This is a genomic window from Hyphomicrobium sp. (assembly GCF_003987855.1).
Lineage (GTDB): Bacteria > Pseudomonadota > Alphaproteobacteria > Rhizobiales > Hyphomicrobiaceae > Hyphomicrobium_B.
Window position 1 is genome coordinate 3,567 of sequence record NZ_RXIZ01000022.1, and the last position, 21,651, is coordinate 25,217.

The window sequence follows — 21,651 nt, forward strand, 5'->3', positions numbered from 1 at the left end:
AGGCAATTGAAGAACAAATCCTAACTCGCTGCCTTTGGAGAGACCATGAGCGACGATCTCTCGGGCGACGATGTGATCGCGATGCTGGAACTGCTGCCCCATCCTGAGGGCGGACATTATCGCGAAACTTTTCGCGACAAAGCGGACCGGGGGCAGCGCGCGGCTTCGACTGCGATCTATTTTCTCTTGAAGGCGGGTGAGCATTCAAACTGGCACGCCGTCGATGCCGCCGAGGGCTGGCACCATTACGCAGGCGCTCCACTTCTGCTCGAAATGTCGCCGTCGGGGGGCCCTATCACGCAGGTCCGTCTCGGCAAGGATCTTGCGAACGGCGAGCGGCCCCAGGCGATCGTTCCAGCCGGGCATTGGCAGCAGGCGAAAAGCCTCGGCAAATGGACACTCGTCGGCTGCACCGTCGCGCCGGCGTTCACATTCGAAGGCTTCACGCTAACGGCGCCGGATTTCTCGCCGGTGTCGCGGCCGTCCGTCGATTGAGGGGCGAGCCCGCAACAGCACAAAGCGATTCAACGCTCATCCACACGCCGTCCCCAGCCGATTTTGTTGCTCACGTGGCGCGGGCGGGCTCCATCCACCGGTTAATTGTCCCTATCCCGTAAGAGCCCTCTGGCGCTCCTTGCTGGCGGCCTTCGACTCGTCAAAAGTGATTGCGAATCAAAGTTCCGATTCACGGGGGTTGCAGTCCATGAAACGCGAGTCCTTAGGACCCGTCCTTACTACGGTGTTCGTCGATTACGACAACATCTACCTGTCGCTGAAGCGCAAGAATGAAGATGCTGCAAAGCGCTTCGCCAAAGACAGCGGCGTATGGCTGCAAGGCATTGCCTCGGGTGAACTCATCACGGCCACGAATGCGTTTTCCCTCCCCGGCGAGCGTCGCATCGTGATGAACCGCTGCTATGGCAACCCAGTTCCAAGGCGGAACACGCACGACAACTCTACCGACATGAACTCCTTCCCGTTCGTGCGTCACCACTTCCTGCGCTCCGGCTTCGAAGTGATCGATTGCCCGCCGCTCACCGCGCAACTCAAGAATTCCGCGGATATCCGCATCGTCATGGACATCCGTGACATCCTCAATCACGACACGCATTTCGACGAGTTCATCATTCTGTCGGGCGACGCCGACTTCACCCCTTTGCTGCATCGTCTGCGGGCACATGCGCGGCGCACCGTCGTGTTCGCGAACGACCATACGGCGCAGCCCTATACCGCGATCAGCGATGGCGAGATCCGCGAGTCGAGCCTGCTAACGCTGCTGACGACCAATCGCGCGATTTCGGGCGAGAGCCCGCGCGAAATTGCAGCGCCTCAGCCGACGATCGACGTTGAAGCCGCGCGCAAGGCCATACTGGCTGAAGTCGTCGACAATGTTCGCAACGCGCCGCAGGCGGTGCCGCTCGAAACGCTTGCGGATCGGGCCGTGCGCGTCATCGGCCGCGACAAGACCATCGGGACGAACTGGGGTGGGTACGGATCATTTCGCGACCTGCTGCTCGCCGATCTTCCCGACGACATCCACCTGAGCGATACGGCTCCCTACACGGTGTTCGACGCGACCCGGCATATCTCGGCGACGGGCCTCATCGCGCCGCAGCTCGCCCCGCCGGCAGCAGAAGCACCCGCCCCGCGGCGGGAATACGCGCCTGAGCCGGCTCGGATCGAGGCGCAGCCTGCCCAGCGCGCCTATGCCCCGGAACCCGTTCGCGCTGAGCCACGGCTGCAGCCGCAGGTCAGCATGCCCCCCGCCCGGCCCGTCGCACCGCAGGCGCCTGTCGCTCCCGCCGCGGCGCAAATCCCCTACCAGCAATCGGCAATTCCCCAGGCGCGGTATGTCGACCGGACTTCAGCACCCCCTGCGCCTCCGGTGCATAGCGCGCCGCTGCAGCCGGCTCCGATGCCATCGCAGAGCATGCCGCTCGGGCCAGCAGCCTCGGCGCCGCAATCGGGGGCGTTGATGCCTCGGCGCCAGCCTTCGATGCCGCAGACGCATGCCGCAGCTTATCCGTCCGAGCCGCGTCGCGAACTGCCTCGCGCGCCGGCGCAGCCCGCTCCGCCACCGCCCGTCGCGCCGACGCAGAGGAACGCCGATCACGCGACGCAAATCCAGCAGTCGATCGCGCGCATCCACGAGGCCTGCCAGGCTCCGGCGCTGGCGCCCGCGGAATATCGCGTGCTGTTCGATGTCATGTCCCAGGAAATCACGACGAACGGCCTGCAAGGTGCGCAGACCCTCGTCAACATCACGCAGCGAGCTCGCGAGTTCGGGCTCGACGTGAAGCGCGATGATCTGCGCTTCATCTACGATGTCGTGAGCGAAAGCGATCCGTGGTTCGAGCACGGCACATCGGCGGGCTTGTTCGCCAGCCGCTTCCGCAACTTCGTCGTTGCGCGCTGCCGCAGCCAGGGGCTCAGCCTCTCGGCCGATGAGCTCGATCTGGTTGAAGCCTGGTTTTCCGCGCCGCAACAGGCGCAGCAGCAGCCTCCTCAGCAGTCGCTGAGACAGCAGCCACAAGCCTACGCGGGCCGCCCCTCGGCGCCGACGCAGACTGCGCCTCAGCCTGGCGTGCCGGCACAGGCCAGCGACCGCTGGTGGGGCGCGGAGGAGACGCGTCAAAGCCCTGCCGACCCTCGCAGCATGGATCCGCGCGGCGCGAACGCCTACGGCCAGCAGCAGAGCGAGGGCGAAGACGAGTTCCCGCGCATCGTGCGGTCGCGGTTCCGCGGCTAATCACGATCCGAGGCCCATCGGAAAATCAAAAGGCTCTGCCGGTGATCCGGCAGAGCCTTTTTCACATTCGAATGAGTAGATTTTTGCAGATCAGCCGGCGAGGTACTGCCCGCCGTTCGCCGTCAGCGTTGAGCCGGTGATGAAGCCCGCATCATCGGAAGCCAAGAAGACCACGCAGCGCGCGATCTCGTTCGGCTCGCCGAGACGGCCGACCGGAATCTGCGGAAGGATGTTCTTCTCGAGCACGTCCTGCGGCACGGCCTTGACCATCTCGGTCGCGATGTAGCCTGGGCAGATGACGTTGACGGTGATGCCGGCGCGTGCGCCTTCCTGCGCCAGGGCCTTCGTGAAGCCGATATCGCCGGCTTTCGAGGCCGAATAGTTCACCTGGCCCATCTGGCCCTTCTGGCCGTTGATCGACGAGATGTTGATGACACGGCCGAACTTGCGCGCGCGCATGCCTTCCCAGACCTGGCGCGTGACGTTGAAGAGGCCGTTCAAATTGGTGCCGATCACTTCATCCCACTGCTGCTTCGTCATCTTGTGAAACATGACGTCGCGCGTGATGCCGGCGTTGTTAACGAGAACATCGATGGGGCCAACGTCCTTGGCGATCTGTGCGACGGCTTTCTCTGTCGCTTCGTAGCTGCCCACGTCGAACTTATAGACGGGAATGCCCGTCTCGATCTGGAATGCCTGCGCGGCTGCATCGTTGCCGGCATAGCTCGCGGCTACGCGATAACCGTTGCTCTTGAGAGCGATCGAAATCGCGTGGCCGATACCGCGCGTGCCTCCCGTGACGAGGGCAACCCGTGCCATAGCAGTCTCTCCCTGGATTTTTTGTTTGGGTCTCTGGGTGGGGTGAAGAACGCAGCCGCTCTAACACGGGCGGCTGCGCGGTGATTTGATCAAGCTCAGTCGCGGGCGACGCACATGGCGACGCCCATCCCGCCGCCGATGCACAGCGTGGCAAGGCCCTTTTTCGCGTCGCGGCGCTGCATCTCATAGACGAGCGTGTTGAGGATGCGCGCGCCGGAAGCGCCGATCGGATGGCCGATCGCGATGGCGCCGCCGTTGACGTTGACCTTGTCGGTGTTCCAGCCAAGGCCCTTGTTGACGGCAATCGCCTGCGCGGCAAAGGCTTCGTTCGCCTCGATCAGATCGAGGTCGTTGACGGACCAGCCGGCCTTCTCCAGCGCCTTTTTCGAAGCGGAAATCGGGCCGGTTCCCATGATCGAAGGATCAACGCCTGTCGTCGCCCACGAGACGATACGGGCGAGAGGCTTGATCCCGCGCTTCTTGGCTTCAGCGGCGGTCATCAGCACGACGACAGCGGCGCCGTCGTTGATGCCCGAGGCATTGGCGGCCGTGACGGTGCCTTCCTTGGGATCGAAGGCGGGACGAAGCTTGGCGATGCCGTCGTAGGTCACGCCATCCTTGATGTACTCGTCCTGCTCGACGACGGTATCGCCCTTCTTGCCCTTGATCGTGACGGGCACGATCTCGTCCTTGAACTTGCCGGCCTTGCGCGCGGCTTCAGCCTTGTTCTGGGACGCGACGGCAAACTTATCCTGCTCTTCGCGTGTGATCTGCCATTGACGGGCGACGTTCTCGGCGGTCGTGCCCATGTGGTAATTGTTGAAGGCATCCCACAGGCCATCCTTCACCATGGTGTCGGTGAACTTGATGTCGCCCATTTTCGTGCCGTCGCGCATGTGTGCAGCGTGCGTCGACTGGCTCATGCTTTCCTGACCGCCGGCAACCACGATGGATGCGGCGCCCGTCTGGATCTGCTGCATGCCGATGGCGACGGCGCGGAGGCCCGAGCCGCAAATCTGATTGATGCTCCAGGCGGGTGAATCGACCGGAATGCCGGCGCCGACGGAAGCTTGGCGCGCGGGGCCTTGTCCCTGGGCAGCGGTCAGGACCTGGCCGAGGATGACCTCCGACACGTCGCCCGCCGGCACATTGGCACGCTGAAGCGCGGCCTTAATAGCGATTTCGCCGAGCTTTGATGCCGGCAGCGAGCCAAGCGCCCCATTGAACGAACCTACCGGCGTGCGCGCGGCACTGGCGATGACAATTGTCGAAGCGTCGTCACTCATTGGGGCCCCTCCCTGGGCATGGAAATCTTTTTTGAGAAGATTTATCGGATGGCTTGCCGAAACGCCAGTTTTTGCGGCGTCAATCGGATGACCCAAACACTTTGCAGTCCGGGGCTATTTTCAGCAATTGCGACCTCTTGGCTAGACTGCCCGATTGCACTGGGTTAGCCCCGCCCAAAAGAGTGACAGAAACGTCTGGCGGGGGACCCCGAGGGTGTGGTACGCTGCCGCAGTGCAGCAACCCGTCTGATAGCCGTCGATAAGAGAACGCGAACGCGATGTTGACCAATCCAGATCCACAAACGCAGGCGCCCAAAAAAGAAGCGGTCGTTATCAAGAAGTACGCCAATAGGCGGCTCTATAACACCGAGACGAGCACCTACGTTACCCTCGAAGATCTCGCCAAGATGGTCCGCGGCGACCGCGATTTCGTGGTTTACGACGCCAAGAACGGCGACGACCTCACGCATGCGGTTCTGACCCAGATTATCGTCGAACAGGAAAGCCGCGAAGGCGGCCAGGCCCTGCTTCCTATTCCGTTCCTTCGCCAGCTCATTCGCTTCTACGACGACAGCATCGCGCGGATGGTCCCGAGCTACCTGCAGTTCAGCCTTGAGCATCTTGTGAAAGAACAATCGCGGTTCCGCGAGCAGTTCGCTTCGGCTTTTTCCAACCCAGCCGCAGCCTTCGATTTCTACCAGCAGCAGGCCCGGCAGAACATGGCGATGTTCGAACAAGCCATTTCAATGTGGGCGTCGTTCGGAGCATCGGGCAACAAGCCCGGCGAAGGTCAGCCCGCGGGATCTCCCGCGGCGTCTTCCGACACATCGTCCGGCGACCGAAACGAACTCAACGAACTGAAGTCGCAACTGTCGGCGATGCAGCAGAAGATCGAGAAGCTGTCGCAGTCGCGGACCTGACCTCGCCAAGCCGCAGATCGGTTCAGGCAGCGTTCGAGTAATCGGCGCTGTCGAACGGGCGACCGAAGTAGAATCCCTGCATGTAGGTAATGCCGGCGTTCCGCAGGAATTGGGCGGTGCGCTCATCGCCCACCCATTCGGCGACCGTCTCCATTCCGAACTGGTTGGCGAGCTCGATCATCGTCTTCACGAAGATCTGGTCACTGGTATCGTCCGCAAGATTTTTGATGAAGGCTCCATCGATCTTGACCATGTCGACGTTGAGCCGCTTCAGATTCTTGAAGGACGTGTAGCCCGCGCCGAAATCGTCGATGGCGACGCGGCAACCCAGCTCATTGAGGGTGTCGACGAAATTCGCGGATTGATCGAGTTCTTCGAGCGCGACGGTCTCCGTGATCTCGACGATCATGCGTTTCAGAACGTCGGGCCGGTCTTTCGTCAGGCGCTGCAACGTCGTCAGCCACTCGCGGTCCGAGCACGTCAGCGCAGAGACGTTGACCGACAGCACGAGCTCGCGGTGCCGCTTTAAAAGTTCAACGGTGAGTTCGAGCGTTCGGCGATCGATCAGGCGCGAAAGGCCGAGCTGCTCGACGATAGGGACGAATTCGCCGGCTGACGCCAGGCTGCCGTCCGGCCTCTCCATGCGCAGAAGGGCTTCGTAAATTTCGGCTTGGTCCGTCTTCGTGGAAACCATGGGCTGAAGAACGAGGCGCATGCGATTGTCGTCGAGCGCCGCGATCACGCTCTCGGCGATCGATTTATTGCGCAGGCGGGCCATGTCGGCGATCGGCGAGGCTTCATAGGCGACGAAGCAATCGAAGCGCTTCGACTTCGCGACATCCAGGGCACGCAGGGCGCAGTTGATGGTCTCCTGGACCGATTTTGCCTGGTCGGGGACGATGACGCCGCCAAGGGAGATCGTCGCCGCCAGCTGTGCTGCCGGCGTGGCGATGGTTTCTTCGGTCACTGCCTTGATAAATCGCTCGGCGGCGGCGCGAAGCGCGCCCTTTCCGCATCCAACCAGGATCAATCCAAACTTGTTGGAGGAGTATCGCCCGATGATGTCACCGGTACGGAGTTTGCCGCGGAGGCGGCGGCCGACCTCAGCGATTACTTTGTCGCCGATCTCGATCCCGAACGTTTCATTGATGACGGCAAGGTTATTGACCGAGATCATGAGAAACGCGTTGGCGCTGTATTCGCGGTCGGCACGGGCGAGCACGGTGCCCAGCGCATCGGTCAAACGGATGCGGTTCAGCTGGCCGGTGAGTTCGTCGAGATCGGTGCCGAGCAGACGTTGCTGCTGCTCAAGATAACGCTCGTCGAGAATGCGGATGACGCCACGGGCGCGCGCCGGATGGCCATCTGCACCCTGCCACCAGCGCCCCTGATCCTCGACGCGTACCTCGCCACCGCCGCGCTCGTCACCGGTGCGCAAGCGGTATTGAATGCGATAGGGAACGCCGTGCTCGCGATCGGCGCCAATGCTGCACGAAAACGCTTGCAGGCGCGCGTTCAGATGTTCCGGGGCGATGCGGGCGTGATAGGCAGAGCCCGTCGCGATCTCGTCGATATCTCTGACGCCGAGAATGGTCGGGGCGTTTGTCTCCCAGTCGATCCGGCCGGATCGAAGATCCCAGACGTATGCCGTCGCATCGACGGACGAAAGGATGCCCACGAGATCGAGGTTCTCGGTCTCGTTCAAACGATCAGACGCGCTTTTCTGCGCTGACGGGGGCCGCAACCGGTTTTTAGGGACGGGCACAGCGGTCACGTCGTCAGCAATCGGCGTGGAAACCACGTTGTCCTCGAGCTGGATCGACTACTGCGCAAAACTCATTGAAGCGCACAATGTGCCGACGCCTGCCGCGAAACTAGTTCGCTAAGCTTAACAAGACTTAAACAATTGTCCCTCGCGCGGCCACGCGCGACGTTGCAGGCGGGGCCAAGCCCCGCCACGCCAATTTTCCGAGAGCGGATTGCGCCGTGCTTACTGATCGGCGCCGATGTTGAGATCGCGACGGGCGACGCGAATGCCGATCGTGTAACCGCCGATGACGTCGATGAGGCTCGCAACCATGATGAGGAAGAAGATCGACGAGGCCGCCTGCGGGACAATCAGGAACTCCGCGCCGATGGCCATGAAGACAACCATCGATAAGGCGTGATCGATCAAGGTCGACGTGGTCGTGAAGGTCGATTTCACGATCTCAACGAAGAGCAGGATGAGGGTAACGAGAAGAATGAAATCGCCCCAGGTGAAAATCCAATCACCGCCGCTCAGGAGATGCAGCTTGAAAATCTCCTTCTGCAGAGCGTCGAGCCCCATCGTCAGCACGACCGCATTGTAGAGAAGGAAGGCAAAAACCAAGAGCGGCAGGGCTCTAATGGACATGAAGCTCTCCTGACATTTCGATCACCCCCGTCGATCGCGCAGTCCGCTAGACCTGATCTTTGCGGCACTGTGGTTAATCACGGAGGCGCGGACCGGGTTTTGGCACGCTCCACCCTATTTGCCAAGCGAGGATGGCTGGCACATGGCAACGGCCGCCGGAACAGACCGTTCCGGCGTTCGAAATGCCAAGAAACTCTACTTAGAGCAGGCTTACTCTTCGACGGTCGGCGGCAGGATCTGACGGCCGCGATACTTGCCCGACTTCAGGTCGATGTGGTGGGGACGGCGACGCTCGCCGCTTTCCTTGTCCTCGACGTAGGCGCGAGCCGTGAGTGCGTCGTGAGACCGGCGCTGTCCCCGCTTCATTGGGGAGGTTTTTTTGCGCGGAACTGCCATCAGTCTTGCTCCAAATGTGACATCCATCCCGACCAATACGGGCGGGCCGCCGAACATGCGGCGGGAATGCCGAACGTCTTAATTGCTGGATGAACCGGCGGCCAATGTCGGCGCTCGGTACCTCGGGCCGGGCTTATACGCAAGTTGGACGAGAAAAGCCAGTCCCCCCGGGCGAGGCTCAATACGGGCTTTTCGAAAGCACACAAGCAAACTGGCTGCTCGGTGCGAGGCGCATCCGGACCTGAATTGCATTGGCAAGCCGCTGAAGCCCCGGACCGGGCCTGCCAGCGTTGCGGACCAACGGGTTAGGCAGCGAAACGGCCAGGCGGGCGGCCTCGCGCGACGAGAGCTCGCGGGCGGATTTGGCGAAATGGTATTCGGCGGCCGCGCCGACGCCGAAGATCCCCGGCCCCCACTCGGCGATGTTGAGGTAGACCTCCATGATCCGTCGTTTTGGCCAGACGAGTTCCATAAAGTATGTGAGCGGCAGCTCGATGGCTTTGCGCACATAGCTCTTGGATGGCCAGAGAAAGAGGTTCTTGACGACCTGCATGGAGATCGTGCTGCCGCCGCGCGTGCGCCCATCGGTATTCTCGATGGCCTCTTCAATGGCGTCGAGATCGATGCCAGCGTGCTGGCAGAAGCGGCCGTCCTCACTGACGAGTACGGCACGGACGACGTTGGGCGATATCTCTTCAATCGGCACCCACGTCTGCGTCATACCCTCGCCCGTGATCCAGTTCTGCAGCATCAGCATCGAGGCGGGCGGATTGACGAAGCGATAGGCGACGATCAACGCCAGCACGACAGCGAGCCACGCGATCACGAGCCAGACAGCAAGCTTTAGGACGCGCTTGGCAATTGATCCCCAATTGCGCGACGGCAGTGGCGGCGGCTGAGCGGGTGAGGCATCCGGCCTCAGCGCGCGTTCAATCTGCATGCCGTCGAAGTCGGGCTGAGATGCCGTTTCGAAGCGCGGCTCGAACATGCGTTGCGGAATGGTATGCCCGAGGTCGCGGGGTGCCGCAGCGGTCGGCACCGGCAGGACAAGTTCGCGGATATCGACGGGGCCGGCCGGCCTGATTTCGGTTGGGGCGCGGGGCGGTTCGGCATCGGAAGATTTTGAACGGGACGATGCTTCCGCATCGATCGCGGCGAACACGTCGTCGGGATTGGAAACCTCGGCGGCAGGCGCTCCAAGCGGCGCGGGCGGCGATAGGTCTGGAGAACTAGGCCGATCGTCTGTGCTCGCGCCATCTGACTGCTGAACGAAGGCGCGGGCGGGCAGGGGTCGCGGCGGCGGGTGATCGAAGCCCCAAAGCAGGGGGGCCCGCCCGAGAGCCGTACTCTCGACCGATTGGGGTGCTGGCGGCGCGGCAGATAACCCAGATGTCTCTTCCGGCCGATCCATGCTTTGCTTCAGTTGCTGGCGTTGTGATACCGCGTCGGCCATACCGCCAAACCATGGCCATGTTGAGCGGCGGTTAGTCACCCTCGGGGGAGAGCATAAGGCAGTGTCACAGTTTCTTGTCCAGCTTGGCAACGCGGCAACAGTCGTCGAAGCCTATTTGACCACCGTTCTGGCCAAGCAGGAGAGCGAAGGAACGCCGCCCCGTCTGGCCGAAGCGATACGCCACGCCGTTCTGGGCGGCGGGAAGCGTTTCCGGCCGTTCCTCGTGTTGCATAGCGCCGCCTTGTTCGGCGCCTCGCCGGAAGCTGCCCTGCCGGCAGCAGCGGCGATCGAATGCATCCATTGCTATTCTCTTGTCCATGACGATCTGCCGTCGATGGACAATGATGAGCTGCGGCGCGGACGGCCGACCGTATGGAAGGCCTACGACGAGTGGACGGCAATCCTCGTCGGCGACGCGCTACAGGCCTTCGCATTCGAACTGGTGGGAGCCCCGGACACCAACAGCGACGCGCGCGTGCGGGCGGATCTGGTTCATGTGCTGGCGGTCGCGTCGGGTGCCGTCGGCATGGTCGGCGGCCAGCAGCTCGATCTTGAAGCTGGCAAGCTTGCCGGTCAGCCGGCGCCGACGATCGCGAGCATCATGCGGCTGCAGGCCATGAAGACAGGCGCGCTCATCCGGGCCGCGTGCGAGATGGGCGCCATCGTTGGCGGCGGCACGCCGGATGAACGGGCAGCGCTCCGGACATACGGCGAGCACCTCGGCGCGGCGTTCCAGATCAGCGACGATTTGTTGGATGCTGAAGGGTCAAGCGCCGAGACCGGCAAGGCGACCGGAAAGGACGCGGCCGCAGGCAAAGCAACGCTGATCGGGATGCTTGGCATCAAAGAGGCGCGTAGCCACCTCGACCATTCGATCGCGGCGGCTATCGCAGCCCTCAACGTGTTCGGTGATAAGGCCGAACCTCTCGCCGATGCCGCGAAGCTCATGGGCCGTCGCGACAGCTAGCGAGAGGCGAAGAGGCTTACCAAAATTTGTAGTTCAGACCGACGCGGACGGTCTGGAAGTCGTCGTTGATGCGATAGCCGCTGGACAGCTTCTCATCGCCGAAGCCCAGATACAGGTATTCGGCCTTCATGCTCCAGTTCGGTGCGAACGCCCATTCGACGCCGCCGCCAGCTGCGTAGCCGACCTTGGTATCGTTGTCGCGGAAGGTCAGCCCGCCGACATCAACCTTGTTGTCGAAGTCGGCCACCGCGAGACCGCCGGTGCCGTAAATGAGGAGCGATCCGGCGGTGAAGCCGAGACGGCCGCGAACGGTCGAGAACCAGTTGACGTTCGAATGCGCCGTCGCATCATCGAAGGGATTGTAAGCGCGGCCGCTGATGTCTGCAGCCTGGATGTCGCCTTCCAAACCGAAGACGAAGCGATCACGCTGCCAGTTGTAGCCGAGCTGACCGCCGCCGAAGCCGCCCTCTGGCTCGGTGAAGGTCGAGTTGGACCAGCCATAGCCGCCGTTGATACCGATGTAGGCGCCCTGCCAAATCGAAGGCGTCCCGTACACGACTTCCGCTGACGGCGGCGGCGAATACGGCTGATACGGACCGAGATCCGCGGCCCAAGCGCTCCCGCTTGCAGTCAACGCGAGCACAGCTCCGCCCAGAAGGGACTTCGTGAATTGAGATGTCATTTTGTGAACCCCGTAACTCTAGGCCAGCGGCCCAATCGTACGCCCTAACGCCAACAACCCAATTGGGGTTCCAGTTGGACAATTTCGATGCGCAAACCGATACGCTGGTATGCATGACAGCCGAACGTGGCTGAGTGGTTTCTGAAATGCCCTAATAAGGGGTGGATACTAATAACGCGTTGATTGAACGCAATCAGACGCGTGCCGCTAATCCACTTTTATCTGAATTGAACTTTAGTTTTCGCGCGATGCGCCGATCACGAAGTTTAAGAAGCGGTAATATCCAGTGCGCGAGTTTAATCTCGCGGCGCGCTTTTTCCGGATCGACGAGATGCGATGTCGGCAGTTTTTGCGTGAACGAGCTTTCCATCAGCGTGCCGAGCGGAAGCTCCAACTCGTCCTGCAACAGGATCATGCGCGCGTAGAGGTCGGACAACGGTGTGATCAGACGGCCGAAGCCATTGCGCGCTTGCGCCCAGCCAACGAGATACAAGCCGCGTGCGCCGGGAGGAAATGCACCGCCATAAACTTGCACGACGTTGTTCTTCACCGACACCAGCCCTTCGGGCAGGAACGGGAATGTCGTTTTGAAGCCCGTTGCCGCGACGATCATTTCGTAGGTGCCGGTGGTGCCGTCCACGAACGTCACTGTTTGACCATCGACGTGATCGATGCCGGGGCGCGGCTTCACGCGGCCTAGCCGAATGGCATTCAACAGCTCGGTTCCGAATGCCGGGTGGCGCTCGAAGATTTTATGATTGGGACGTTGCAAACCGTAGCGGCGGTAATCGCCAATGGTCAGCGCGATGATGGATTTCAAAAGTGCGCGCTGCATGAAGATCGGCAAACGCCACAACGGAATATCGGTCAACGGCCGGCCGAGAAACGTCTTGGGCAAATACCAATAGCCCGATTGCAGGCTGATATCGCAGGAATTGCCGAAGCGTCCCGCATCGCATGCCATGTCGACACCGGAGTTGCCGCCGCCGATGACGAGCACACGCTTGCCTTGGATCTGTTCGGGACCGACGTAATCCTTCGAGTGTAGGATCTCACCGCTGAACGTGCCCTGGAAAGTCGGATAGTTCTTGTCCCAGTGATGGCCGTTGCAGACGACGACCCCTTTGTACGTGCGCTCCTCACCGTCCTCGAATTTCACTGCCCAACGGCCTTGGGCATCCGGCGCGGCAGACACGACCTTCTTGTTGAACTCCGCGGACGCGTAGAGACCGCGGTCGTTGGCGTAGGCGGTCAGATAACTCAACATCTGATCGGCGGACGGGAAATCAGGAAAGTCGTCGGGCATCGGGTAGTCGGTGTATTCCGTCGCCTTCTTCGACGAGACGATATGGGCCGACCGATAGACGCCGTGCAGCCAGTTGCCGCCGACGCCCGGCGCCGAGTCCACGAGATCGAAGGGAATGCCGCGCCGCTTCATCGCTGCGGCCATCGCCAATCCGACCGGACCTGCGCCGATGACGATGTGGCGCTCGAGCGTGCTAATACCTTCGCTCATTCTCAGAAATTCCTTGGTGGCGGATGCTATTGCACCCATCAGCAACGCTTCCCGACTGAGGGGGTTCATCGGGAGCGTATTGGTCAGCCGCTTCGATACATCATTGACGGACCGCAATGCGAGCGCTGGAACGTCGCAAACGCCGCATCGGAACGGCGTGCTTCCATCAAATGCTTAAGAAATATGGTATTCTGCGGCAGCGCGCGGATCAATTATTCCGCCGCTTCCCCGCCAGCCAAAGCGTTCGCGCCGAAACGCCGGGCAATGTAATCCTCGACGATCGCCTTGAAGTCGCCGGCGATGTTGGGCCCACGCAGCGTCATGGCTTTTTTCCCGTCGATGAAAACGGGCGCGGCCGGCGACTCTCCGGTGCCCGGCAGCGAAATGCCGACGTCGGCGTGCTTGCTTTCGCCGGGGCCGTTCACGATGCAGCCCATGACGGCAAAGTTCAGCGTCTCGACGCCAGGATACTGCGTTTTCCAGTCGGGCATGCGATCGCGGATCATGTCCTGGATGTCGCGCGCGAGTTCCTGGAAAACAGTCGATGTCGTGCGTCCGCAGCCGGGGCAGGCGGCGACAACGGGCACGAACGAGCGCAGGCCCATGGTCTGCAAAAGTTCCTGCGCGGCGCGGACTTCCTGCGTGCGGTCGCCGCCCGGTTCCGGCGTCAGCGAATAACGGATCGTGTCACCGATACCTTGCTGCAGCAGAATGCCAAGCGCGGCAGAGGATGCGACAATACCTTTGGAGCCCATGCCCGCTTCGGTCAGGCCCAGGTGGAGCGCGTAGCGGCTGCGATCGGCGAGCATGGCATACACGGCAAGCAGGTCCTGAATCGATGAGACCTTGCCAGAGACGATGATCTTGTTGGCTGGAAGGCCCATCTCTTCGGCACGCTGCGCCGACATCAGGGCCGACTGCACCATCGTCTCGTGCATGACGCTGCGTGCGGGCTTGGGCTCGGCGGCCTTGGCGTTTTCGTCCATCAGGTGCGTGAGGAGTTCGGCGTCGAGCGAGCCCCAGTTCACACCGATGCGGACCGGCTTGTCGTGCTTCATCGCCATGTCGATGATGGCGCCGAACTGCTTGTCCTTCTTGTCCTTGAAGCCGACGTTGCCCGGGTTGATGCGATATTTGTCGAGGGCTTCGGCGCAATCGGGATTTTCGCCGAGCAACTTGTGGCCGATGTAATGAAAGTCACCGATAAGGGGAACGTCGACGCCGCGCTTGCGCAGCTGGTCGCGAATGTGGGGAACGGCTTTGGCCGCTTCATCGCGATCAACCGTGATGCGCACGAGTTCGGACCCTGCGCGCGCGAGATCAGCGACCTGTTTGACGGTAGCGGCGATGTCGGCCGTGTCCGTGTTGGTCATCGATTGAACGACCACCGGCGCGCCGCCGCCAACCTGCACGCTTCCGACGCTCACCGCGATGGTCTGGTGGCGTGGTTTCATCGTGATGCTGTCGCTGTGCAACATCGTATAGCCTTTCCGATCCCAGTGGCCCGAGTTCTAGCGCGCTGTGCGGCTTGCCGCCAGCAGCGATATGGCGGCGATTGTGCACAGCGCTATGACGATGCTGGGGCCGCCGGGCACGTCCGTCGACAAAGACAGCCAAAGGCCGAGAATAACGCCCAGAATGGCCACTGCCGCGGCAAGGACAGCCATCCGCTCGGGGGTTGTGGATAGTGGCCGTGCGGCAACGGCGGGGACGACGAGGAACGCCATCACGAGCAGCACGCCGACGATTTTCATGGCAACCGCGATGACGACCGCGAGCAGGAGATCGAACAGCGCACGCGGGAGACGTGGGTTTATGCCCTCGGCCGTTGCAAGATCCTCGTGCAGCGAAAGGCGGACGAGCGGTTTCCACAGGAAGACCATGGCTGCGAGCACAGCAACGCCGCCGGTATAGATCCAAACGAGGTCGGTGCGCGTCACCGCGAAAACGTCGCCGAAGAGATAGCTCATCAGGTCTATGCCCGGGCCCTTCACGAGCGAGATGGCGGCGATGCCCAGCGCGAGGGTGGCGTGGTGCATCAGGCCCAGGGCGGAGTCGAGCGGCACCGTCGACTGGCGCTGAAGCAAAGTCAGCACTGCTGCCGCGACGATCGCCGCCAGGATCACAGCCAACGTCAGATCGACGCTCGCTGCTAATCCAAGGGCAACTCCCAAGAGCCCGGCCTGCGATAACGTTTCGCCGACATAGGACATGCGCCGCCAGACGACGACGCAGCCGAGCGGCGCGGCGACGATGGCGAGCCCTAGAGCGGCGAAAAATGCGCGCCAGACGAACGGATCGGGCCAGCTCTGCACTCAGGCCTCGCGGTCGGGCAGGGAGGCGCCACCAAGAGGTTTCGCTTCGCCCGTCAGATCGTGCCGATGATCGTGATGGTGGCGATAGACGCCGAGTTTGGTGGCCGCCAGTGGTCCGAAGATGCGGGCGTAGGATTCGTGCTGCGAGACGTCTTCGGGTTTGCCCGAGCAGCAGACATGACCGTTGAGGCAGATGACGCGATCGCTGCGGGCCATGACCACATGAAGGTCGTGAGAAATGAGAAGCACGCCGAGCCTGTGCTTGGCGCGAAGGCGGTCGATGAGATCGTAGAGGTCGGCCTCGCCCGAGAAATCGACGCCGCTCGCCGGTTCATCGAGGATCAGCAGGTTAGGCCGGCGTAGAAGCGCACGGGCGATCAATACGCGCTGCGTTTCGCCGCCTGAGAGTTTCGAGAGTTGCTGATCGAGGGTGCGCGATGCGCCGGTCTCCTCCAATGCCGACTTGATCTCCCTTTGCTTCGCTGCCGCCCCGAGCGCCAGGAAGGAGCCGACTGTCATCGGTATCGTGGAATCGACGTCGAACCGCTGCGGGACGTAGCCGATGCGGGTCGAGGCAGGCTTTACGATCGTCCCCTGCGACGGCGCCTCGATGCCGAGAAGGAGGCGGACAAGCGTCGTCTTGCCCGCGCCGTTCGGGCCGATGAGGGTGACGATCTCACCCGGCAGGACGTCCAGATCGACGTTCGACAGGACCTCGCGATCGCCGCGCTTCATCGCGACGCCACGCGCAGAGATGAGGGTGCCCGCCGGTATCGGCGGCGCGCCCGGCTGCGCATGCGCATGGTCGTGGCGATGCCCGCAGCTGCACGGCGTCGCGTCCGTCGCGACGAGATGACCCGAGGGGGGCTTCAGGTTTGGGTCAAGGGCAGACAATAAACTCTCCGGATCAGGCGGGGCGATGCGCGGCGCAGTCGTGGCAGGTGCCTGAAACTTCGACAAAGCGGACGCGGGTGTTGAACTCCGCGCCCGAGGCCGCGGTGTCGATCGCGCGGAAGATCTCGTCGCCGTCGACTTCCTGGACGGCACCGCACTTTTCGCAACTTAGAAAAATCGGCGGCCGGCCGGTGCGCGGCTTATCCATGCGCCGGCAGGCAAAGTAGGCGTTCTTGCTTTCGAGGCGATGGACCACTCCGGCCTCGAGCAGCGCGTCGAGCGCGCGATAGACTGAGATGGGAGCGAGCCGCGTGCCCTTCTTGGCCAGTCGATCCAGCACCTCGTAGGCGCCGACGCTCGCTCGCGTGGCAGCGATCTCCTCGAAGACCTTGCGGCGGAGCTCGGTGAAGCGGATGTTCTTTTCGGCAAAAATCGCGGTGGCCTGTTCGAGCGACGTCTTGAGACGTTCTTTTGCTCCCAGGTCTTCGGCTGCGTTCGCTACCATGACAGTCCTCTTTCGGCCGACCGGAGGCGAAGTGCGATCGGACCTTGGAACTTCCACCCCGCCGGACGATATAACATGTCGGGTTGGGCGGCTATTCGGTTCAAGGGGCCGCATGCCCAATTTATCCCCGCGCGGTTTTCACACGGTAGAATGCGTCGTTGTTGGCTGGAAGAAGGGCGAACCTCAACAGATCTTCATCGGATGAGCACAATTCGTCTTATTTCCGCCGCCAATTGGCCCGCTGGGCCGCGCAATTTTAACCATAGCGGCCAGCGACTTGCCGGCCGTATTAGGCTGGGATCGACGACACGATGGACGTCAAATTTCTGATCGACAGGCTGGCGGAAAATGCCCGGCCGATCGGTATTGCCGTTTTTGTTGCATGTACCCTTGCCCTTCTCTTGCGCTCACGGGTGGCGCGTCGGCTTCGCGCGGCGATCGAAGAAACGATATTTTCCAACTGGCGTCTGGCTTTGCTCGGTACGACCGGCATCGTGCTGTCGGCCGCCGCCGGTTGGCGGACCTGGGAAGGAATGTACAATTTCACCGGCGAGCCTCTGCTCTCCGGCATGGTGACGTTCGGCATCCAGGGCATCATGCTGATCGTGGCTTGGCTGATCGGCGAAAGTTTCGCCACAGGCATGAACCGGCAATCGCGGCCGGGGCAATCGACGCTCGTCAGTTCCGGGGCGCAGCCCTGGATCGGCACCTTCATCGGCCTGCTCCTATTCTTCACGGTTTTCACGCTGGTCCTGCAGTGGACCGGTACGGAGGGGGGAAATCGCGCAGCCGGGCTTGAAAGCCTCGACTGGTCGGCGGCGGGCAACAAGTTTCTGATGTTCGGCGCGGGGCTGTTACTCGTAGCTCTGTTCGCCCTCTATGCCGCGAGCGACCTCATTCGCCCGTACATTCAGGTCGTGCGCATCATCATTCGAAATTCGATGCTGTGGCTGATGTTCCTCGCCTGCATGGCGACGAGCGTGTTCTTCTCGTTCGACAGTTTCTTCACCTCGATATTCCCGCAGTCGGAGCGCGTGCGCGCGGCCGAGTTGCGCGCGCAGAACCAGGTGTCCGGGATCATCACGGACATCGAGCAGGCCATCGCCCGGCGGCGCGCCAACCTGGCAGAAAGCTTGTTCACGACGGACGCGTGGAAGGCATACGACGGGGAACTTGAAAAGATCACCCAGGCGGCGACGCAATCGCAGAGCGTGATCGAGAAGTACGTCAACGATCAGATCGAAGAGCATCGCCGCGCCGTCAAGGAACAGCAGGAGCGGATCGCGTCGGCCCAGGCGGGTCAAGCCGGGTTGGCCGGGCGGAAGACTTCGCTCACCGATGAGAAGTCGAGCCTCGCGGGGCAACGTCCCGAGCTTGCGGCCGACTACGCGACGAAGAAGGCCGACTACGATCAAAAGCTCAAAGACGTCGACGCCAAGCGGGTCGAGGCTCTCGCTGAAGACAAAGGCGTCGAGGGAAGCGGCAAGGCCGGGCGCGGCCCGCTCTATCGCCAGCGGATGGGCGAACTGGCCCAGCTGCAGGCGGCAGCGCAAATCTCGCAAGAACGCATGAAGGACGCGCAGAAGCGCCTGACGGGCGTGGAGTCGCGGCTCGCGGCCATCGACACCGAGCTGGCGACGCTCGACGGCGATCTGGCAAAATACAAGGGCGAAGCCGAGACAGCGGAGCAGCGGATCAAACTCGCCGAGGACGGCGTGCAAACCGAAGCCGGGCCGAAAATCGATCCCGCGCGCATCCTTCCATTGTTCCAGCGGATCAGATCGGACTTCCGGGCCGATCCGACGGTCGAGCACCTCAACGAGGTGCAGCGGATGTGCAGCGACATTTCCACTGCCATGCAGGCAACGCCCGAGACGAAATCGCTCGTTTCAGGCATCGACTGCGATCCGAAGACGACGGCTGACGCGGCCTCGACCCTCTTCGCGCTGCAGGCGGGTACGAAAGTCTTCGAGAACACTTGCGTCGGCGGCGACAAGCTCAATGCGAACAAATCGACCGACGACCTTTTTGCGTTCGCGCGCCGCTGCCTGTCCGACAGCGCCCTGCCGAGCAACGATACCGACGCGCTTCGGACCGAGATCAACCGCATCGAACTTTCGCGAGATGACAAGGCGCATCGCTTCGTCGTCACGCTCAACGCTTTCCAAGACGGCAACCGGCTGGCCTATCTGGCGCTGGCGATTGCCATCGGGCTCGACGGCCTCATCTTCATGTCGGGTCTTTTTGGCGCCAACGCCGTCCGCTCGCCCCTGTCGGACATCCCGAGCTATCGTTCGCGCTCTGGCTCGCAGCTGGAAGCGACCATCAATGCGGCGCTTGGTGCTCACCCCTATGAGACGGCTTGGCTGACTCTCACATCGTTCCGGCCGATCACGAACCAGGACGGTTTTTCGGCGCTCGCCGATTTGAGCACGATGGAGCGGTCGCAGGCCGATCGCGTGCGCATGGTGCTCACCGCCGGGGCCGATATTGGCGCGGTCGAGACTGTCAGTCACAACCCTGAGCGCTACCGCGTGCGCAGCGAGCTGCGCGAATACCTGTCTTCGATCTGCGATAAGCAGTTCAAGACGGACGCTTCGGCGAAGGATCGCGCGCGGCTCGAACAGCTCGTCTCCGCGGCGCTGGCTCCGCATCCGCGGGAGCATTCCGAACTCGTCCTCAATACGCTCGAGCCTATCCGGGAGACGGAAGGCTTCACGTCGATGGTGACGCTCTCCGATATTTCCAGCGACTATGACTCGCGCCTCGTCCGCCGCGTCATGAATGCCGGGTCGGCGGTGAAGGCGGTGGCGCCCGACGTCAAGATCGACGACCGATACTACATTCGCCCGGCCCTCTATGAGACGCTGCTGATGATCCGGGCAACGGCACCGGAAAGTCCTGCCTACAGCCGGGAACGGGCGCGCTTCGAAGGCGTGCAGGAACGGCCAGCGCTTGAAGCGGGGGAGCTGCGCGAGGTTCAGCCGGAACTGCCGCTGCAGAGAAAACCGAGCTTGCCGGATTTGGAGAACCGGCGGCAGACTCGGGCGCTCCCCGGTTTGCTGCCGCTGTCGATCGAAGAACGGCTCGGCCTAGCGGCGCATTACCGTGAGGCGTTGCTGGATGCTGTGCATCTCACGCCGGATATCGTCGACAAGCGCCTTGGTCAGCCGCAATCGCGTCAAGCCGTTCTAGAGGCTTGGAAGGCGCTCAATGATCACAAAAAGAAAAATGAAAATCTTGGCATCCTTCTCCGCGATTTTCAGAACGAGCAGGATCGCATTTTGAGCGAAGTCTATTCGCGGTTGCGTGGCGAAAGCGATGGCGACGAGCGCAAACTGGCCGTTTTGGACGGCGTTGACGGCCGCCTGCGCAATGACCTGCCGCTTTACATGCTGTTTCCGGAGATGGGGCTCGTCGCGTACCTCATCGACGAACTGGAGGTGGCGGCGCAGCCAGACGATGGCTTGGCGCACGGCGAGCAGGATCTCAAGGACCAGCTCAAATCCGTGCGCGAGGCATTCGGCCGTCTCGACCTGGACAACCCGCGATCGTGGGACGAAATCCGTCAAAAGCTGGCGATGCGGACCGGATCGGATTTTCGGTTCTTCAACAAACCTTCGAGCCGTGACGTCGAGCCAGGCGATGACGCCTAAAGCTTGAACTCGACGACGGTCTGGCGCTGCGAGCCCAGGCCGTCGATTTTCAGTTCCACAACATCGCCGGCCTTGAGGAATTCCTTCGGATTGCGCGCGGTGCCAACGCCGGGGGGCGTGCCGGTGGTAATGATATCGCCGGGCTCGAGCACCATGAACTCGGTGACGTAGGCGAGCAGCTCGGGGATCTTGAAGATCATGGTCGCCGTCGAGCCGGTCTGCTTGCGTACGCCGTTCACGTCGAGCGACATCGCCAGGTTATCGACGTCGGCGATCTCATCGGGCGTCACGAGCCAGGGTCCGATCGGCCCGAAGGTTTCGGCCGACTTGCCCTTGACCCATTGGCCGCCGCGCTTGGACTGAAAGCGGCGCTCCGAGACATCGTTGCAAATGCAGTAACCGGCGATGTACTGCGCCCAGTCCTTGGCTTCGACGTAACGGGCGCGCGCGCCGATCACGAAGGCAATCTCGACCTCCCAATCGAGGTGGCGGGACTCTCGTGGGATCATGACGTCGTCGTTGGGACCGCAGATCGAGGTCGTTGCCTTATTGAACAGGATCGGCTCGGTCGGAATTTCCTGGCCCGTTTCCTTGGCGTGGTCGGCGTAGTTGAGGCCGATGGCGATGAAGTTGTGCGTGCCGGCCACCGGTGGCCCCAGGCGGGCGTCGGCCGGCGCCTTCGGCAGGGTCGTCAGGTCAATGTTGCGCAGCTTGGCGAGGGAAGCGGGCGAGAGGTATTCGCCCGACAGATCAGGAATGACGGAGAAGAGGTTGCGGATTTCGCCGTTGCTGTCGACGACGCCAGGGGTTTCGGCACCCTGGGCGCCAAAGCGAACGAGTTTCATCTCCAATTACCTCCAGGTCCATCGCCAGTCGTCGGGGAGTGGTTCTAAGCAGAAAAAAGCTGGCCTGCCAATCACGTGGGCCTAAGGGGCATGGGATCGGACACCGACCGCCGCCACACTGCGATAAATGGCGCACCACCCGGGCGTGGCAGCCCGGAAACAGCCTCGGCGGATCAAGGGATCGCGCGCGCAAAAACGATCCGGGCCCGGAACTCTTTCACGGCCTCCGGCATTCCGATCGGCAGAATTGATG

The 21,651-nt window shown here is 62.2% G+C and carries 18 protein-coding genes; 5 read left to right on the forward strand and 13 right to left on the reverse strand.

Annotation, left to right across the window (positions count from 1 at the left end; translation table 11 throughout):
- The first annotated feature begins 45 nt into the window (after nt 1-45).
- Both EKK30_RS17370 and EKK30_RS17375 read left to right on the forward strand, forming a co-directional pair.
- Complete coding sequence (locus tag EKK30_RS17370; protein ID WP_290986908.1) at nt 46-495, forward strand: cupin domain-containing protein; 450 nt, start codon at nt 46-48, stop codon at nt 493-495.
- Nucleotides 496-703: 208 nt separating this feature from the next.
- Nucleotides 704-2,749 carry an NYN domain-containing protein gene (locus EKK30_RS17375; protein WP_290986910.1) on the forward strand — a complete coding sequence of 682 codons (2,046 nt, stop codon included), beginning with the start codon at nt 704-706 and terminating at the stop codon, nt 2,747-2,749.
- A 90-nt stretch (nt 2,750-2,839) separates the two neighbouring features.
- Here EKK30_RS17375 and phbB read toward each other — a convergent pair whose 3' ends face one another.
- On the reverse strand, nt 2,840-3,568 hold the full coding sequence (gene phbB / locus EKK30_RS17380; RefSeq protein WP_290986912.1) for an acetoacetyl-CoA reductase: 729 nt from the start codon (nt 3,566-3,568) through the stop codon (nt 2,840-2,842).
- Between the two features lie 95 nt (nt 3,569-3,663).
- Nucleotides 3,664-4,854: an acetyl-CoA C-acetyltransferase gene (locus tag EKK30_RS17385; protein WP_290986914.1), complete on the reverse strand. Its 1,191-nt coding sequence runs from the start codon at nt 4,852-4,854 to the stop codon at nt 3,664-3,666.
- Nucleotides 4,855-5,132: 278 nt separating this feature from the next.
- Here EKK30_RS17385 and phaR point away from each other — a divergent pair, with 278 nt between their 5' ends.
- A complete protein-coding gene (phaR, locus tag EKK30_RS17390) occupies nt 5,133-5,774 on the forward strand; it encodes a polyhydroxyalkanoate synthesis repressor PhaR (protein ID WP_290986917.1) in 642 nt (213 codons plus the stop codon).
- 22 nt (nt 5,775-5,796) lie between these two features.
- Here the strand turns inward: phaR and EKK30_RS17395 are convergent, their stop codons facing one another.
- From EKK30_RS17395 to mtgA, 4 genes are all read right to left on the reverse strand, one after another.
- Complete coding sequence (locus tag EKK30_RS17395; protein ID WP_290986919.1) at nt 5,797-7,575, reverse strand: bifunctional diguanylate cyclase/phosphodiesterase; 1,779 nt, start codon at nt 7,573-7,575, stop codon at nt 5,797-5,799.
- A 189-nt stretch (nt 7,576-7,764) separates the two neighbouring features.
- Complete coding sequence (locus tag EKK30_RS17400; protein ID WP_290986921.1) at nt 7,765-8,169, reverse strand: hypothetical protein; 405 nt, start codon at nt 8,167-8,169, stop codon at nt 7,765-7,767.
- 210 nt (nt 8,170-8,379) lie between these two features.
- Nucleotides 8,380-8,565, reverse strand: coding sequence for a 50S ribosomal protein L32 (gene rpmF / locus EKK30_RS17405; RefSeq protein ID WP_290986923.1), 186 nt, complete (start codon nt 8,563-8,565; stop codon nt 8,380-8,382).
- Between the two features lie 178 nt (nt 8,566-8,743).
- On the reverse strand, nt 8,744-10,018 hold the full coding sequence (mtgA, locus tag EKK30_RS17410; protein ID WP_290986925.1) for a monofunctional biosynthetic peptidoglycan transglycosylase: 1,275 nt from the start codon (nt 10,016-10,018) through the stop codon (nt 8,744-8,746).
- A 61-nt stretch (nt 10,019-10,079) separates the two neighbouring features.
- On the opposite strand from mtgA, the gene EKK30_RS17415 reads away from it, so the two are divergent.
- A complete protein-coding gene (locus EKK30_RS17415) occupies nt 10,080-10,985 on the forward strand; it encodes a polyprenyl synthetase family protein (protein ID WP_290986928.1) in 906 nt (301 codons plus the stop codon).
- Nucleotides 10,986-11,001: 16 nt separating this feature from the next.
- Here EKK30_RS17415 and EKK30_RS17420 read toward each other — a convergent pair whose 3' ends face one another.
- The 6 genes from EKK30_RS17420 to EKK30_RS17445 all read right to left on the reverse strand — a co-directional run bounded on the left by EKK30_RS17420 (nt 11,002) and on the right by EKK30_RS17445 (nt 16,897).
- The gene (locus EKK30_RS17420; RefSeq protein ID WP_290986930.1) at nt 11,002-11,667 is read right to left on the reverse strand and encodes an outer membrane protein; all 666 of its coding nucleotides are present in this window, start codon (nt 11,665-11,667) and stop codon (nt 11,002-11,004) included.
- Between the two features lie 193 nt (nt 11,668-11,860).
- A complete protein-coding gene (locus tag EKK30_RS17425; protein ID WP_290986932.1) occupies nt 11,861-13,183 on the reverse strand; it encodes an NAD(P)-binding domain-containing protein in 1,323 nt (440 codons plus the stop codon).
- A gap of 212 nt (nt 13,184-13,395) precedes the next feature.
- Nucleotides 13,396-14,661, reverse strand: coding sequence for a flavodoxin-dependent (E)-4-hydroxy-3-methylbut-2-enyl-diphosphate synthase (gene ispG, locus EKK30_RS17430; protein WP_290986935.1), 1,266 nt, complete (start codon nt 14,659-14,661; stop codon nt 13,396-13,398).
- A 33-nt stretch (nt 14,662-14,694) separates the two neighbouring features.
- Nucleotides 14,695-15,498: a metal ABC transporter permease gene (locus EKK30_RS17435; RefSeq protein ID WP_290986936.1), complete on the reverse strand. Its 804-nt coding sequence runs from the start codon at nt 15,496-15,498 to the stop codon at nt 14,695-14,697.
- The gene (gene znuC, locus EKK30_RS17440) at nt 15,499-16,392 is read right to left on the reverse strand and encodes a zinc ABC transporter ATP-binding protein ZnuC (protein ID WP_290986937.1); all 894 of its coding nucleotides are present in this window, start codon (nt 16,390-16,392) and stop codon (nt 15,499-15,501) included. It abuts the gene before it with no gap.
- Between the two features lie 13 nt (nt 16,393-16,405).
- Nucleotides 16,406-16,897: a transcriptional repressor gene (locus EKK30_RS17445; protein WP_290986938.1), complete on the reverse strand. Its 492-nt coding sequence runs from the start codon at nt 16,895-16,897 to the stop codon at nt 16,406-16,408.
- Nucleotides 16,898-17,208: 311 nt separating this feature from the next.
- On the opposite strand from EKK30_RS17445, the gene EKK30_RS17450 reads away from it, so the two are divergent.
- Nucleotides 17,209-20,553: a hypothetical protein gene (locus EKK30_RS17450; RefSeq protein WP_290986939.1), complete on the forward strand. Its 3,345-nt coding sequence runs from the start codon at nt 17,209-17,211 to the stop codon at nt 20,551-20,553.
- On the opposite strand, the gene EKK30_RS17455 is transcribed toward EKK30_RS17450, so the two are convergent.
- Complete coding sequence (locus tag EKK30_RS17455; RefSeq protein WP_290986940.1) at nt 20,550-21,398, reverse strand: fumarylacetoacetate hydrolase family protein; 849 nt, start codon at nt 21,396-21,398, stop codon at nt 20,550-20,552. The genes EKK30_RS17450 and EKK30_RS17455 overlap by 4 nt on opposite strands.
- Nucleotides 21,399-21,651: the final 253 nt, after the last annotated feature.

What these genes read in the sequence shown, in the direction of transcription:
- EKK30_RS17370 (WP_290986908.1), top strand. Translation starts at nt 46, where the DNA reads ATGAGCGACGATCTCTCGGGCGACGATGTGATCGCGATGCTGGAACTG.
- EKK30_RS17425 (WP_290986932.1), bottom strand. Translation starts at nt 13,183, where the DNA reads ATGAGCGAAGGTATTAGCACGCTCGAGCGCCACATCGTCATCGGCGCA.
- rpmF (WP_290986923.1), bottom strand. Translation starts at nt 8,565, where the DNA reads ATGGCAGTTCCGCGCAAAAAAACCTCCCCAATGAAGCGGGGACAGCGC.
- EKK30_RS17420 (WP_290986930.1), bottom strand. Translation starts at nt 11,667, where the DNA reads ATGACATCTCAATTCACGAAGTCCCTTCTGGGCGGAGCTGTGCTCGCG.
- EKK30_RS17385 (WP_290986914.1), bottom strand. Translation starts at nt 4,854, where the DNA reads ATGAGTGACGACGCTTCGACAATTGTCATCGCCAGTGCCGCGCGCACG.
- EKK30_RS17455 (WP_290986940.1), bottom strand. Translation starts at nt 21,398, where the DNA reads ATGAAACTCGTTCGCTTTGGCGCCCAGGGTGCCGAAACCCCTGGCGTC.
- mtgA (WP_290986925.1), bottom strand. Translation starts at nt 10,018, where the DNA reads ATGGCCGACGCGGTATCACAACGCCAGCAACTGAAGCAAAGCATGGAT.
- ispG (WP_290986935.1), bottom strand. Translation starts at nt 14,661, where the DNA reads ATGTTGCACAGCGACAGCATCACGATGAAACCACGCCACCAGACCATC.
- phbB (WP_290986912.1), bottom strand. Translation starts at nt 3,568, where the DNA reads ATGGCACGGGTTGCCCTCGTCACGGGAGGCACGCGCGGTATCGGCCAC.
- EKK30_RS17450 (WP_290986939.1), top strand. Translation starts at nt 17,209, where the DNA reads ATGGACGTCAAATTTCTGATCGACAGGCTGGCGGAAAATGCCCGGCCG.
- EKK30_RS17375 (WP_290986910.1), top strand. Translation starts at nt 704, where the DNA reads ATGAAACGCGAGTCCTTAGGACCCGTCCTTACTACGGTGTTCGTCGAT.
- phaR (WP_290986917.1), top strand. Translation starts at nt 5,133, where the DNA reads ATGTTGACCAATCCAGATCCACAAACGCAGGCGCCCAAAAAAGAAGCG.
- EKK30_RS17400 (WP_290986921.1), bottom strand. Translation starts at nt 8,169, where the DNA reads ATGTCCATTAGAGCCCTGCCGCTCTTGGTTTTTGCCTTCCTTCTCTAC.
- EKK30_RS17445 (WP_290986938.1), bottom strand. Translation starts at nt 16,897, where the DNA reads ATGGTAGCGAACGCAGCCGAAGACCTGGGAGCAAAAGAACGTCTCAAG.